This is a genomic window from Kineococcus aridisoli (genome assembly GCF_050871885.1).
Taxonomy (GTDB): domain Bacteria; phylum Actinomycetota; class Actinomycetes; order Actinomycetales; family Kineococcaceae; genus Kineococcus.
Genome location: NZ_JBJLSF010000115.1, coordinates 1 through 13,517 on the forward strand (window position 1 = coordinate 1; position 13,517 = coordinate 13,517).

General features: G+C 76.7%; 12 protein-coding genes. 7 read left to right on the top strand and 5 right to left on the bottom strand.

The genetic code is table 11. The features are described 5' to 3' along the window. Window positions 1–47 precede the first annotated feature (47 nt). Window positions 48–878, bottom strand: coding sequence for an oxidoreductase (locus ACRYM2_RS21190; RefSeq protein ID WP_432524484.1), 831 nt, complete (start codon window positions 876–878; stop codon window positions 48–50). A gap of 71 nt (window positions 879–949) precedes the next feature. Here ACRYM2_RS21190 and ACRYM2_RS21195 point away from each other — a divergent pair, with 71 nt between their 5' ends. Next, window positions 950–1,588 (top strand): trimeric intracellular cation channel family protein, encoded by a 639-nt coding sequence (locus ACRYM2_RS21195; protein ID WP_432524487.1) that lies wholly within the window; start codon window positions 950–952, stop codon window positions 1,586–1,588. Between the two features lie 12 nt (window positions 1,589–1,600). Here the strand turns inward: ACRYM2_RS21195 and ACRYM2_RS21200 are convergent, their stop codons facing one another. After that, window positions 1,601–1,849: a hypothetical protein gene (locus ACRYM2_RS21200; RefSeq protein ID WP_432524489.1), complete on the bottom strand. Its 249-nt coding sequence runs from the start codon at window positions 1,847–1,849 to the stop codon at window positions 1,601–1,603. A 105-nt stretch (window positions 1,850–1,954) separates the two neighbouring features. Here ACRYM2_RS21200 and ACRYM2_RS21205 point away from each other — a divergent pair, with 105 nt between their 5' ends. Continuing rightward, window positions 1,955–2,470 (top strand): mycothiol transferase, encoded by a 516-nt coding sequence (locus tag ACRYM2_RS21205; protein WP_432524491.1) that lies wholly within the window; start codon window positions 1,955–1,957, stop codon window positions 2,468–2,470. 78 nt (window positions 2,471–2,548) lie between these two features. On the opposite strand, the gene ACRYM2_RS21210 is transcribed toward ACRYM2_RS21205, so the two are convergent. Further along, the gene (locus tag ACRYM2_RS21210) at window positions 2,549–2,752 is read right to left on the bottom strand and encodes a cold-shock protein (protein ID WP_166615581.1); all 204 of its coding nucleotides are present in this window, start codon (window positions 2,750–2,752) and stop codon (window positions 2,549–2,551) included. A gap of 168 nt (window positions 2,753–2,920) precedes the next feature. Further along, window positions 2,921–3,988 carry a fatty acid desaturase family protein gene (locus ACRYM2_RS21215; RefSeq protein ID WP_432524492.1) on the bottom strand — a complete coding sequence of 356 codons (1,068 nt, stop codon included), beginning with the start codon at window positions 3,986–3,988 and terminating at the stop codon, window positions 2,921–2,923. Window positions 3,989–4,218: 230 nt separating this feature from the next. On the opposite strand from ACRYM2_RS21215, the gene ACRYM2_RS21220 reads away from it, so the two are divergent. Then, the gene (locus ACRYM2_RS21220; protein WP_432524495.1) at window positions 4,219–6,480 is read left to right on the top strand and encodes a HelD family protein; all 2,262 of its coding nucleotides are present in this window, start codon (window positions 4,219–4,221) and stop codon (window positions 6,478–6,480) included. A 44-nt stretch (window positions 6,481–6,524) separates the two neighbouring features. Here ACRYM2_RS21220 and ACRYM2_RS21225 read toward each other — a convergent pair whose 3' ends face one another. Continuing rightward, window positions 6,525–7,271, bottom strand: coding sequence for a sulfite exporter TauE/SafE family protein (locus tag ACRYM2_RS21225; protein WP_432524498.1), 747 nt, complete (start codon window positions 7,269–7,271; stop codon window positions 6,525–6,527). Between the two features lie 125 nt (window positions 7,272–7,396). Between ACRYM2_RS21225 and ACRYM2_RS21230 the strand changes: the two genes are divergently transcribed. From ACRYM2_RS21230 to ACRYM2_RS21245, 4 genes are all read left to right on the top strand, one after another. Then, complete coding sequence (locus ACRYM2_RS21230; protein ID WP_432524500.1) at window positions 7,397–8,407, top strand: sigma-70 family RNA polymerase sigma factor; 1,011 nt, start codon at window positions 7,397–7,399, stop codon at window positions 8,405–8,407. Window positions 8,408–8,444: 37 nt separating this feature from the next. Further along, window positions 8,445–10,814 carry a helicase-associated domain-containing protein gene (locus ACRYM2_RS21235; protein ID WP_432524502.1) on the top strand — a complete coding sequence of 790 codons (2,370 nt, stop codon included), beginning with the start codon at window positions 8,445–8,447 and terminating at the stop codon, window positions 10,812–10,814. 70 nt (window positions 10,815–10,884) lie between these two features. Next, window positions 10,885–11,742, top strand: coding sequence for a hypothetical protein (locus tag ACRYM2_RS21240; protein ID WP_432524504.1), 858 nt, complete (start codon window positions 10,885–10,887; stop codon window positions 11,740–11,742). Between the two features lie 43 nt (window positions 11,743–11,785). Then, window positions 11,786–13,462, top strand: a complete 1,677-nt coding sequence (locus ACRYM2_RS21245; protein WP_432524506.1) for a DNA repair helicase XPB — start codon at window positions 11,786–11,788, stop codon at window positions 13,460–13,462. Window positions 13,463–13,517 lie beyond the last annotated feature (55 nt).

The window sequence follows — 13,517 nt, forward strand, 5'->3', positions numbered from 1 at the left end:
GGGCTGAGCCCGCGGCCCCGGCGGCCGGCGGCGCCGCCCCCGCGGGCTCAGCCGTCCACGTCGGTGGACGTGCTGAGCTCGCGCCAGGTGTCGATCTCGGCCCGGTGCCCCTCCAGCACGCCCTCGAAGGCCTCCACCGCGTCGCGGCCGAGCAGCAGCAGCGCGGGCGGTGCCGGCGAGGTGACGGCCGTGACGATCGCCTGGGCGGCCTTGACCGGGTCGCCCGGCTGGTTGCCGTGGGCGGTGTCGTGCTCTTTGCGCCGCTTGCCGGCGGTGTCGGCGTAGTCGGCGATGGGCTGCGCGGACTGCGTCAGCGAGCGCCCGGCGAAGTCGGTGCGGAAACCGCCCGGCTCCACGACGACCACGGAGATGCCCAGCGGTGCCAGCTCCGTGCGCAGCGAGCCCGACAGGCCCTCCAGCGCGGCCTTGCTCGCCGCGTAGTACCCGGACCCGGGCGGGCAGATCCGCGCGCCGATCGAGGAGACGTTGACGACCGCGCCGCTGCGCCGCGCCCGCATCCCCGGCAGCACGGCCTTGACGAGGGCGACGGCGCCGAAGAAGTTCGTGGCGAACAGCCGCTGCACGTCGGCGTCGTCGCCCTCCTCGACGGCCGCGCGGTAGCCGTACCCGGCGTTGTTCACCAGGACGTCGACGGCGCCGAAGCGCTCCTCGGCCAGCCGGACCACCTCGGCGACGCGGGCGGGGTCGGTGACGTCGAGGGCCAGCGGCAGCGCGGTGCCGGGGTGCTCGCGCGCGAGGTCCTCGACGGAGGCGACGTCGCGCGCGGTGACGACGGCGTTCTCGCCGCGGTCGAGGACGGCCTGCGCCAGGGCGCGGCCGAGGCCGGTGGAGCAGCCGGTGATGAGCCAGGTGGACATGCGGGCATCCTGCCCCGCCCGGGCGCCGCCCGCCGCGCGACCCTGCGCCGCCCGCACGGCACACTCGGGCGGTGACCGCCCAAGGCCTGCTGCTCACCCTCGAACTGCTGGGCGTCTTCGCGTTCGCCCTCGACGGGGCGCTCACCGCGATGCGCGCCACCACGCTGGACCTGTTCGGCGTCGTGGCGCTGGGCGTGGTGACCGCGGTGGGCGGCGGCATCCTGCGCGACGTGCTGCTGGGCGAGCTGCCGCCGGCCTCGCTGCGCACCTGGTACTACCTGGCGACGGCCACCGCCGGGGCGCTCGTGGCGTTCGGCGCGCACCGGCTGCTGGCGCGGCTGTCGCGCCCGATCCTGCTCTTCGACACCGTGGGGCTGTCGCTGTTCTCCGTCACCGGCGCCCAGGTCGCCTACGAGGCCGGGGCCGGCGCCGGCTCGGCCGTGCTGCTGGGCGGCCTGACCGGCGTGGGCGGCGGCACCCTGCGCGACGTCCTGGTGCGCCGGGTGCCCTCGATCCTCACCGGCGGCCTGTACGCCGTGCCCGCGCTGCTGGCCGCGGCCATCGCCGTGCTCGCCCCGCTGCTGGGCGCGGCGCCGCTGGTCTCGGCCCTGGTGGGCGGGGCGGTCTGCGCGGGCCTGCGGCTGGGCGGGGTGCTGCGCGGCTGGCAGGCGCCGCGGGCCGACGTGGCGCGCGGCTCCCTCGACGAGTGAGGGGCCGGGCCCTCAGCGCAGGGCGCGCTGACCGGTCAGGAAGTCGGTGAACGCGCGCGGCTGCACGTGGACGACGATGCGCTCCACCACGCCGTCGACGTCCCAGGCGACCGCGACGTCGGGGACGTGGACCCCGTACAGCTGCAGGTCCAGGGCCACCGCCTCGCTGAGGAAGTCGCCCGGCTCGATGTCCAGGACGTGCCGGCGGTAGGCGGGATCGAGCGAGGACCACCACTCCTCGAGGGCTTCGCGTTGCATCACGACCCCTCCATCGGCGCCGGCCCGGCCCGCGTTGCGACCCGTCCCCCGACCGGCGCAACGCCCCGCCGGGGTGCGGGCGCGCCGCCGGCGGGCTAGGCAGGGGGCATGGACGCCAAGGACCTCCTGCTCGACGGCTACGGCCGCATCCAGCCCGCCGTCCACGCCGCGGTCGACGGCCTCGACGAGGACGCGCTCGCCGCCCGCCTGGACGAGGGGGCCAACTCGATCGCCTGGCTGGTCTGGCACCTGACCCGGGTGCAGGACGACCACGTCAGCGAGGTGGCCGGGTACGAGCAGACGTGGACGGCCGACGGCTGGGCCGGCCGCTGCGGGCTGCCGTTCGACGACGCCGAGACCGGCTACGGCTTCAGCGCCGAGCAGGTCGGCCGGGTGCGGCTGCCGGCGGAGCTGCTGACCGGCTACCACGACGCCGTGCACGAGCGCACGCTCGCCCACCTGGCCACCCTCACCGACGCCGACCTCGACCGCGTCGTCGACGAGCGCTGGGACCCCCCGGTCACGCTGGGGGTGCGGCTGGTGAGCGTGCTGGACGACGACCTCGAGCACGCGGGGCAGGCGGCCTTCGTGCGGGGCGTCCTGGAGCGGCGCGCAGCCGCCTGAGACGCGGCGATCCCCGCCCCGGCTGCTGCCGGGACGGGGATCGCGTGCCGGCCCGCGAGGGGGCCGGTCAGGAGTGCGTCAGAGACGGACGACGTTCGAGGCCTGGGGGCCCTTGGCGCCCTGGGTGACCTCGTACTCGACCTGGTCGTTCTCGTCCAGGCTGCGGAAGCCGTTGCCGGCGATCTGCGAGTAGTGGACGAAGACGTCCGGGCTGCCGTCGGACGGGGCGATGAAGCCGAAGCCCTTCTCGCCGTTGAACCACTTCACGGTGCCCTGAGCCATGTGGCCTCCTCGGGTAACGCTCCGAGTGACCGGAGCTTGCCGCCGAGGGTGCTGACCTGAGTGTCAGAGACGGCCCTCGAGAAGATTCCCCGGGGCGCTGAGCACTGCGAGAAACTACGACTCCGGGAACCGTAGCACGCTGGCAACCGTGCGGCAACGCCCGCCGGCTCAGCTGCTGCGCAGCTGCGAGACCAGCGGGCAGCGGAACGGGTCGCGGGCGGCCAGGCCCACCTCGTCGAGGTACGCGGCGATCGCCCGGTACGCCCCCGGCAGGGAGGTCTCGGTGTAGTCGATGCCGTGCTCGGCGCAGAAGCGGCGCACGAACGGCTGCGCGCGGCGCAGGTTCGGCCGGGGCATGCTCGGGAAGAGGTGGTGCTCCACCTGGAAGTTGAGCCCGCCCATGAAGAGGTCGACGAACCAGCCGCCGGAGATGTTGCGGGACATGAGGACCTGGCGGCGGATGAAGTCGACCTTCGCCTCGCGCGGCACGATCGGCATGCCCACGTGGTTGGGGGCGAAGGCGCCGCCCATCGACAGCCCGAAGGCGGCCATGTGGATGCCGAAGAAGGCGGCGCCGCGCGCCGGGCCCAGCAGCAGCACGAGGGATCCGGCGTAGACGGCCCAGTGCACGGCGATGAGCGAGGCGTCGACCCAGCGGCGCTTGGTGCGGCGGCCGGTCACCAGCGAGCGCACCGAGTCCACGTGCAGGTTGGCGCCGGCCAGCAGCAGCAGCGGGAAGAACCACAGGCCCTGCCGGCGGGTGGCCCAGCGCAGCAGCCCGCGGCGGGAGGCGGCGGCCTCCTCGTGGAAGGACACCACGGTGGACTCGATGTCGGTGTCGGTCCCGCGCTGGTTGGGCGCCTGGTGGTGCTTGTTGTGCTTGCCCATCCACCACCCGTAGCTCAGCCCGGTCAGCAGCGCCGCGAAGATGCGCGCGGCCCACTCGTTGCCCCGGTGCGAGGCGAAGATCTGCCGGTGCGCGCCGTCGTGGCCGAGGAAGGCGAACTGGGTGAGCACCAGGGCCAGCGGGGCGGCCAGCAGCAGCACCAGCCAGGACTCGCGCAGCAGCACGGCGCCCGCGACGACGGCGGCCAGGGCGGCGGTGGTGGCGGCGATGCGGACCCAGTAGTGACCGGTGCGCCGGGCCATGAGGCCCTCGGACTGCACCTGCTCGGTGAGCATCGCGTAGGGGGTGCTGCGACGCGGACGGCCGGGCGCAGGTGTGGTCAGGGTCACGGAGCCTCCAGGGCCTCGTCGGCGGCCCCACCGGGTGGCGGGGCCGGAGCGGTGCCCGGGGAGGGTTCCCCCGTGGGTGACACGGCGCGTGCTGCATCCAATCGCAACTGATCTCGATCAGCACAACGTCCGGAGCACCCGCCGCGTGCCCGGGCGACCGCGGCCCGCGCGCCCGCGCGACCGGGTGCCCGGGCGGCTGCGCCCGCGGGTGCCCGGACTAGTCTTCTGCGGTGCCTCTCGCCCAGACCGCGCCGGACCCCGACCCGGAGGTCGCCCGCGAGGACGCGCACGTGGGCACGCTGTACGCGCGCCTGGACGCGCTGCGCGAGCAGACCGCCCGCCAGCTCGCCGAGGTGCGGCGCACCAAGGCCACCGGCACCCACCAGAACCGCTTCGAGCGCGACGCCTTCGCCACCCTCTACGAGGACCGGCTCTCGCAGCTGTGGTCGGTGGAGAACCGGCTGTGCTTCGGCCGCCTGGACCTGCAGCCGGGCACCGAGGACCCCCGCCGCTACGTCGGCCGGCTCGGCCTGGCCGACGAGCGCGGCAACCAGCTGCTGGTGGACTGGCGCGCCCCGGCGGCGCAGGACTTCTACCAGGCCACCGCCGCCGCGCCCCGCGACGTCGTGCGCCGGCGCCACCTGCTGACCTCCGGCCGGCACGTCACCGGCGTCGACGACGAGGTCCTCGTGGCGGCCGACGGCGAGCGCACGACCGGCGACGCGGCCCTGCTGGCGGCCGTCACCGCCCCCCGCACCGGGCGCATGGGCGACATCGTGGCCACCATCCAGGCCGAGCAGGACCGCGTCATCCGCGCCTCCGAGCGCGGTGTGCTCGTCGTGCAGGGCGGCCCCGGCACGGGCAAGACCGCCGTCGCGCTGCACCGCACCGCCTACCTGCTCTACACCCACCGCGACCGGCTGGCGCGCAGCGGCGTGCTGCTGCTGGGCCCCAGCCCCGTCTTCCTGCGCTACGTCGAGCAGGTGCTGCCCGCGCTGGGCGAGACCGGCGTGGTGACGATGACGCTCGGCGAGATGTTCCCCGGCGTCGTGGCCCGCGGCCAGGACTCCCCCGCCGCCGCCCGCACCAAGGGCTCGCTGCGGATGGTCGACGTCCTCGAGGCCGCGGTCGCGGCCCGCCAGCGCGTGCCGGAGCGCGCGATCCGCTTCGACCTCGACGGCACCCGCGTGCTGCTGCGCCCGGAGGCGGTCGCCTCGGCGCGCACCCGCGCGCGGCGCACCCGCAAGCCGCACAACGCCGCCCGCGTCACCTTCGTGCGCGAGGTCCTCAACACCCTGGTGAACTCGCTGGCCCGCGCCCGCGGCGTGGACCTGGGCGAGGAGCGCGACGACCTCGTCGCCGAGCTGCGCGAGTCCCTCGACGTGCGCCGGGAGGTGAACCTGTGCTGGATGCCGCTGACGCCGCAGAAGGTCCTGGCGAGCCTCTACCGCGACCCCGCCGCCCTCGAGCGCGCCGCCCCGCAGCTGTCCCCCGAGCAGCGCCGCTCGCTGCACCGCGAGGACGCCGCGGCCTGGAGCGAGGCCGACGTGCCGCTGCTGGACGAGCTCGCCGAGCTGCTCGGGCCGCTGGAGGAGAGCGGCGGCGAGGCCCGCCGCGCCGCCGAGCGCGAGGAGCAGGTCGCCTACGCGCGCAAGGTGCTCGAGGAGTTCGAGGCCTCCGGGGTGGGCAACGACCTCGTCAGCGCCGAGCTGCTCGCCGACCGCTTCGCCACCGGCGGGCCCAGCGGCACGGTCGCCGAGCGCGCCGCCGCCGACCGCACCTGGGCCTACGGGCACGTCGTCGTCGACGAGGCCCAGGAGCTGTCGCCGATGGCGTGGCGGCTGGTGGAGCGCCGCTGCCCGTCGCGCTCGATGACGCTGGTCGGCGACGTCGCGCAGACCTCCAACCCGGCCGGCGCCCGCAGCTGGGCGCAGGCGCTCAAGCCCGTCGTCGACGACCGCTGGCGCCTGGAGGAGCTGACCGTCAACTACCGCACCCCGGCGCGCATCTCCCGGGTGGCCGCCGACGTGCTGCGCGCGGCGGGCATCGCCGCGAACCCGCCGACGCCGGTGCGCGAGGGCGAGCACGACCCGGTCGCCGTCGCGCTGGCCGGCGCCGACGACGCCGAGGGCGTGGTGCGGGTGGTGCGCCGGCGCCTGGGCGCGCTCGCCGAGGGCCGCCTGGCCGTCATCGCCGCGGACGCCGGCGGCCCGCTGGGTGCGGACGCGCTGCGGGCCGCGGTCGCGGCCGCGCTGCCCGCCGGGTCGGTGGCCGCCTCCCCCGACGACCTCGACGCCCGGGTGTCGGTGCTCGACGTCCAGCGCGCCAAGGGCCTGGAGTTCGACGTCGTCGTCCTCGTCGAGCCCGCGGCGGTGCTGCGCCGCCCGCGGGGGGCCAACGACCTCTACGTGGCGCTGACCCGGGCCACGCAGGAGCTGCACGTGCTGCACGCCGAGCCGCTGCCGGAGGGCATGGCCTCGCTGCGCGGCTGACGGGCGCCCCGCGGCCGGGGCCCGCCGGCGGGTGGCCGGGGCGGTCAGCGGGACAGGAACAGGTGCACCGCCAGGCCCAGGCCGGCGAGGGCGATCACCCCGCGCAGCGCGCCGGGGTCGACGCGGCGCACCACGACCGGGCCGACGCGGCCGCCGGCGACGCACCCGGCGCCCAGCACCAGCGCCGCCCACCAGTCGACCGGGCCCAGGACGGCGAAGCCGAGCGCGGCGACGGTGTTCGCCGCGCCGGTGAGCACGTTCTTCAGCGCGTTGGCGCGCGCCAGCGGCTGGTCGTGGACGAGCTCGGCCAGCGCCAGCATGAGCACGCCCGCGGCGGCGCCGAAGTAGCCGCCGTACACGCCGACCGCGCCGACCGCGGCGAGCACGAGGGGGTGGCGCGGTGGCAGGCGCCCGGGCCGCAGCCGCTCCAGGCGCGGGCGCAGCAGGAGCAGCAGCGCCGCGGCGGCCACGAGGAAGGGCACGACGCGCTCGAAGGCGCCCGGCGGCAGCGCGAGCAGCAGCGCGCAGCCCACCGCACCGCCCAGCGCCGCCGGCGGCAGCAGCACCCGCAGCCGGGCGCCCTGCCCGGTCAGCTCCGGGCGCGAGCCGGCGACCGTGCCCGCGCTCACGCCGAGCAGCGCGACGGTGTTCGTCACGTTCGCCGCCAGCGGGGACAGGCCGGTCAGCAGCAGCGCCGGGTACGACACCAGCGAGGCCAGGCCCGCCGTGCTGCCGACGAACCCGGCGAGCACGCCGGCCAGCAGCAGCAGCGGGACCTCGGCGAGCGGCACGAGGGGCGATCCAACCAGCCGCCGGCCGCCGGCGCGGACCCGCCCGCCGCGGGGTCGCCGCGGACCCGTCGCGGACCCGTCGCGGACCTGTCGTCGTGTCGGTGGGCTGTGCTGTCCTGTGCCCCGTGACGCACACCGCCGTGGGGACGCCGGCTCCCGCCGACAAGCCGACCGCCGCCGACATCGAGCCCCGGCTGGCCGCGCACCGGCGCGAGCTGACCGGCTACTGCTACCGCATGCTCGGCTCGGCCTTCGACGCCGAGGACGCCGTGCAGGAGACGCTGCTGCGGGCGTGGAAGGGCATCGACGGCTTCGAGGGCCGCTCGGGCCTGCGCTCGTGGCTGTACCGGATCGCCACCAACGTGTGCCTGACGATGATCGAGGGCCGGGGCCGCCGCGCGCGGCCGATGGACCTGTCGGCCTCGGCGTGGGAGCCGGTCGAGGCGTCGCTGGCCGCGCGCCGCCCCGAGGACACCTGGCTGGAGCCGATGGTCGACGAGCGGGTGCTGCCCGTCTCCGGCGACCCGGCCGACGTCGCCGTCGGCCGCGAGAGCGTCCGGCTGGCCTTCGTCGCGGCGCTGCAGCACCTGCCGCCGCGCCAGCGCGCGGTGCTCGTGCTGCGCGAGGTGCTGCGCTGGCGGGCCGAGGAGGTCGCCGACCTGCTGGAGACGAGCACGGCCTCGGTCAACAGCGCCCTGCAGCGCGCGCGGGCGACGCTGGCCACCCGCCCCGACGTGCAGGCCCCCGCCGACCTCGACGCCGACCACCGGGTGCTGCTGGAGCGCTACGTGCGCGCCTTCGAGAGCTACGACATCGACGCCTTCGTGCGGCTGCTGGCCGACGACGTCACGCAGAACATGCCGCCGTTCGAGATGTGGCTCGACGGCGCCGACGACATCGCCGCCTGGATGCTCGGCCCCGGCCACCAGTGCCGCGGCTCGCGGCTGCTGCCGCTGCGGGTCAACGGCCAGCCCGCCTTCGCGCACTGGAAGCCGGTCGGCGCCCACGGCGAGCTGGTGCCCTTCGCGATCCAGGCGCTGGAGCTGGAGGGCGGCCGCGTCAAGCGCATCACCTCCTTCCTGGACACCCGCCTGTTCGGGCTGTTCGGGCTGCCGGCGGCGCCCCCGCCCCGCTGACCGCGCGCCCCGGCGAGCGGCGCCTAGACTCCCGGCGATGCCCACGGCCCCCGCTCCGCGCACCCTGGCCGAGGACCTGCGCGCCCGCGCGGACCCCGAGCTGGAGGTGCTGCTCACCCACCGCCCCGACCTGGCGGCCCCGCTGCCGACGTCCACGACGGCGCTGGCGACGCGGGCCACCACGCGGGCCAGCACCCAGCGCGCGCTGGAGCGCCTGGACACCCCGGCGCTGCAGGTGGCCGAGGTGCTGGCGGTGCTGCCGGACCCGGTGAGCGTCACCGCGGTCTCGAAGGCGTGGGGCGCCAAGGCCGGGCCGGTCGTGGCCGAGCTGCGCCGGCGGGCGCTGGTGTGGGGCCCGGACCGGCGCGTGCACCTGGTGCAGGCGGTGCGCGAGCTGCTGGGACCGCACCCCGCGGGGCTGGGCCCGCCGCTGGCGGAGGCGCTGGGGCGCCGCTCCCCGCAGCGGCTGGCCGAGCTGCTGGAGGACCTCGGCCTGGAGGTCAGCCACGACCCCGAGGTGGCGCTGACCCGCCTGGGCGCGCACCTGGGCGAGCCCGGCCACGTCGCCGAGCTGCTCGCCGGGGCCCCCGAGGGCGCGCGGGCCGTCCTCGACAAGCTGACCTGGGGACCGCCCACGGGTGCCGTCGAGCGCGCCGACCGCCAGGTGCGCACGGCCACCGCCACGACGCCGGTGGAGTGGCTGCTGGCCCACGGCCTGCTCGCGGTCTCCGGCCCGGGCACCGTGGTGCTGCCGCGCGAGGTGGCCCTGGCGCTGCGCGGCGGGCGCGTGCACGCCGTCGCCGACCGCGAGCCGCCGCCGCTGCACCCGCGCGAGCGCCGCCACGAGCTCGTCGTCGCCGGCTCGGCCGAGGCCGCCGCGGAGGCCTGCCGGCTCGTGGAGGAGCTGGGCCGGCTGTGGGGCGAGGCCGCTCCGCCGGTGCTGCGCGCGGGCGGGCTGGGGGTGCGCGAGCTGCGCCGCACGGCCGGCGCCCTGGAGGTCGACGAGCCGACCGCGGCGCTGGTGGTCGAGACGGCCTGGGTCGCCGGCCTCGTCGCCGACGACGGCGAGGTGGAACCGCGCTGGCTGCCGACGACGGCCTTCGACCAGTGGCGCGAGGCGGAGACGGCCGAGCGCTGGCTGCAGCTGGCGAGCGGCTGGCTGAGCACGACGCGGGTGCCGGCGCTGGTGGGCAGCCGCGACGCCAAGGACGCCGTGCGCAACGCCCTGGGCCCCGACCTGGACCGCGCGTCCGCGCTCGCCGTGCGCACCGCCGTGCTCGCCGAGCTGGCGGCCGTGCCCGCCGACCACGCGGTCGCCGTCGACGACCTCGCGGCGCGGCTGCGCTGGCAGGCGCCGCGGCGCGCGACGCGGCTGCGCGACGACCTCGTCGCCTGGACCGTGCGCGACGCCTCCTGGCTGGGCGTGCTGGGCGCGGGCGCGCTGTCCCCGGCCGGGCGGGCGCTGGTGGCCGGGGACGAGGACGGCGCCGCGGACGCGCTCGCGGCCTCGCTGCCGCAGCCGGTGCACGAGGTGCTGCTGCAGGCCGACCTGACGGCCGTCGCCCCCGGCCCGCTGGAGGCGCACCTGGCGCGCCGGCTGGAGACGCTGGCCCGGGTGGAGAGCCGCGGCGGTGCGACGGTCTACCGCTTCGACACCGCCACCGTGCGCCGCGGCCTGGACGACGGGCAGACGGCCGACGAGGCGCTGGGCTTCCTGGCCGACCTGTCGGCGACGGGGGTGCCGCAGCCGCTGGAGTACCTGGTGCGCGACGTCGCCCGCCGCCACGGGCGGGTCCGCGTCGGTCGCGCCGGGGCCTACGTGCGCGCGGAGGACCCGGCGCTGCTGGCCGAGCTGCTGGCCGACAAGCGCTGCGCCCGGCTGGGGCTGCGCGCGCTGGCGCCGACGGTGCTCGCGGCCGCGGCCGACCCCGAGGAGGTGCTGGCCGCGCTGCGCGCGGCGGGCGTGGCGCCGGCGGCCGAGGGGCCGGACGGTGAGCTGCTGGTGCGCCGCGCGGGTGCGGCGCGGGCCGCCGCGCGCACCCCGCCGCGGCCGGTCACCGGTGAACCGCCGGCACCTGGTCCGGCGCTGCTGGCCGCCGCGGTGCGCTCGCTGCGCGCCGGGGACGAGGACGTCGCGCTGGCCGAGCGCCGCCGCGGCGCGCAGCCGCAGGCCCCGGCGCTGCCGGCGCTGGACCCGACGACGTCGCTGGCGCTGCTGCGCGAGGCCGTCGGGCGCCGGCGGGCCGTGTGGATCGGCTACGTCGACGCCACCGGCAGCGCCGGCCGCCACCTCGTCGAGCCGCTGGGCGTGGAGGGCGGGCGGATCAGCGCCTTCGACCGCGGCGAGGGCGCGGTGCGCTCGTTCTCGGTGCACCGGGTCACCGGTGTGGCGGACGCCGTCGGCTGAGCGGCACCCGCCGTCGTGGCGGTGGGCTAGCGTCGGGAGTCGAGACCGAGGTGCGAGGAGCAGGACGAGCATGAGCGACAGCGGTCAGGGCGGGCAGCGGTCCTGGTGGGAGAAGCCGGACGCCGACGGCCAACCGGACCCCTACCGGTCGGGCGGGCAGGAGCCGGACGGGGACGCGGGCGACCCCTACCGCGCCGGGTCCACCCCCCTGTCGGCACAGCGGTCGGCACCGGAGCCGGAGCAGCCCCGGCAGCAGACCCCGCCGGACGCGCCGACGCAGGGCCTGCCCCGCTGGGGCGACGACCCCGGCTACCCGCCGCTGCAGCAGTCCTGGCCCGGGGCGTCCTCCGCCCCGCGGCCCACCGGCGCGTCCGCGGACGACCCGGCCCGGCACGGCCGGGCCCAGCAGGACCAGACCCAGCAGTCCGGGTACGGGCAGTCCGGGTACGGGCAGTCCGGGTACGGGCAGTCCGGTCACGGGCAGTCCGGCTACGGGCAGCCGGGGCACGACCAGGGCCAGTACGGCGCAGGCCAGTACGGCCAGTCCGGCCAGTACGGGTACGGCCAGGGCCAGTACGGCGTGCAGGGCCACGAGCAGCCGCCGGTGACCGGCATGGCGCACGCGGTCCTGTGGACCGCGGTGGGCGGTCTGGTCCTGATGGGCACCGGCTTGGGCTGGATCGCGGCGATCGTCGCGCTGGCCCTGGCGCCCGGTGCGCGCCGGGAGGTCCTGGAGTCGCAGGGCACCAAGCGGGGCCTGGGCTTCCTGCTGGCGGGCAAGATCTGCGCCTGGGTGAACATCGGCCTGACCGTGCTGCTGGTCCTCGGCCTCGTCGTGCTGTTCGCGGTGATCGGCGCGGGCGGTTTCGCCGACACCTCCGGCGACGTCTACTGGGACTCCGTGAGCACGCTCACGCCGGTCCGCTGACGCGCACCGGAAGCCTGCGGCGGCGAAGGGGGTTGCACTCCAGGTGACCGACGGCCCCCTCATCGTCCAGAGCGACAAGACGCTGCTCCTCGAGGTCGACCACCCGCGCGCCCGCGCCTGCCGGGCGGCGATCGCGCCGTTCGCGGAGCTGGAGCGCGCCCCCGAGCACGTGCACACCTACCGGCTCACGCCGCTGGGCCTGTGGAACGCGCGCGCGGCCGGCCACGACGCCGAGCAGGTCGTCGACACGCTGCTGGAGTTCTCCCGCTACTCGGTGCCGCACGCGCTGCTGGTCGACGTCGCCGAGACCATGGCCCGCTACGGGCGCCTGCAGCTGGTCAACGACCCCGCGCACGGCCTCGTGCTGCACGCCGTCGACACCCCGGTGCTCGAGGAGGTGCTGCGCAGCAAGAAGGTCGCGCCGCTGCTCGGTGCGCGCGTGGCGCCCGACACCGTGCTCGTGCACCCCAGCGAGCGGGGCAACCTCAAGCAGGTGCTGCTGAAGCTGGGCTGGCCGGCGGAGGACCTCGCCGGCTACGTGGACGGCGAGGCGCACCCCATCGACCTCGCCGAGGACGGCTGGTCGCTGCGCCCGTACCAGGCCGAGGCCGTGGACGGCTTCTGGCACGGCGGTTCCGGCGTCGTCGTCCTGCCGTGCGGTGCGGGCAAGACGGTCGTGGGCGCGGGTGCGATGGCCAAGGCGCGCGCGACGACGCTCATCCTCGTGACGAACACCGTCTCCGCGCGGCAGTGGCGCGACGAGCTGCTGAAGCGCACCTCGCTGACCGAGGACGAGATCGGCGAGTACTCCGGGGCCCGCAAGGAGATCCGCCCGGTGACGATCGCGACGTACCAGGTGGTGACGACCAAGCGGAAGGGCGTCTACCCGCACCTGGAGCTGTTCGACGCCCGCGACTGGGGCCTCGTCGTCTACGACGAGGTGCACCTGCTGCCGGCGCCGATCTTCCGGATGACCGCGGACCTGCAGGCGCGCCGGCGGCTGGGGCTGACGGCCACGCTCGTGCGCGAGGACGGCCGCGAGGGCGACGTGTTCTCCCTCATCGGTCCCAAGCGCTACGACGCGCCGTGGAAGGACATCGAGGCGCAGGGCTACATCGCCCCCGCCGACTGCGTGGAGGTCCGCGTGACGCTGCCCGACGGCGAGCGCCTGGCCTACGCGACGGCCGAGGACGACGAGCGCTACCGGCTGTGCTCCACCTCCCCGGAGAAGTCGCGGGTGGTGGAGAAGCTGGTGGCCCAGCACGCGGGTGAGCCGACGCTGGTCATCGGCCAGTACATCGACCAGCTGGACGACCTGGCGCACCGCCTGGACGCGCCCGTCATCAAGGGCGACACGACGGTCAAGGAGCGCCAGCGGCTGTTCGAGGCCTTCCGCCAGGGCGAGATCACCACGCTCGTCGTGAGCAAGGTGGCCAACTTCTCCATCGACCTGCCGGAGGCCAAGGTCGCCATCCAGGTGTCGGGCTCGTTCGGCTCGCGCCAGGAGGAGGCGCAGCGCCTGGGCCGGGTGCTGCGGCCCAAGGGCGACCACGGGGCCGCGCGCTTCTACACCGTCGTCTCGCGCGACACCAAGGACCAGGACTTCGCCGCGCACCGCCAGCGCTTCCTGGCCGAGCAGGGCTACGCGTACCGCATCGTGGACGCCGACGACATCGACGGCGGCGTGCCGGACGCGGACGGGGTGCTGCCCGGCAGCTGAGGCCGCGGCACGCACGCGGACGCACCGGCGCCCGGCGGGGTCTCCCCCGCCGGGC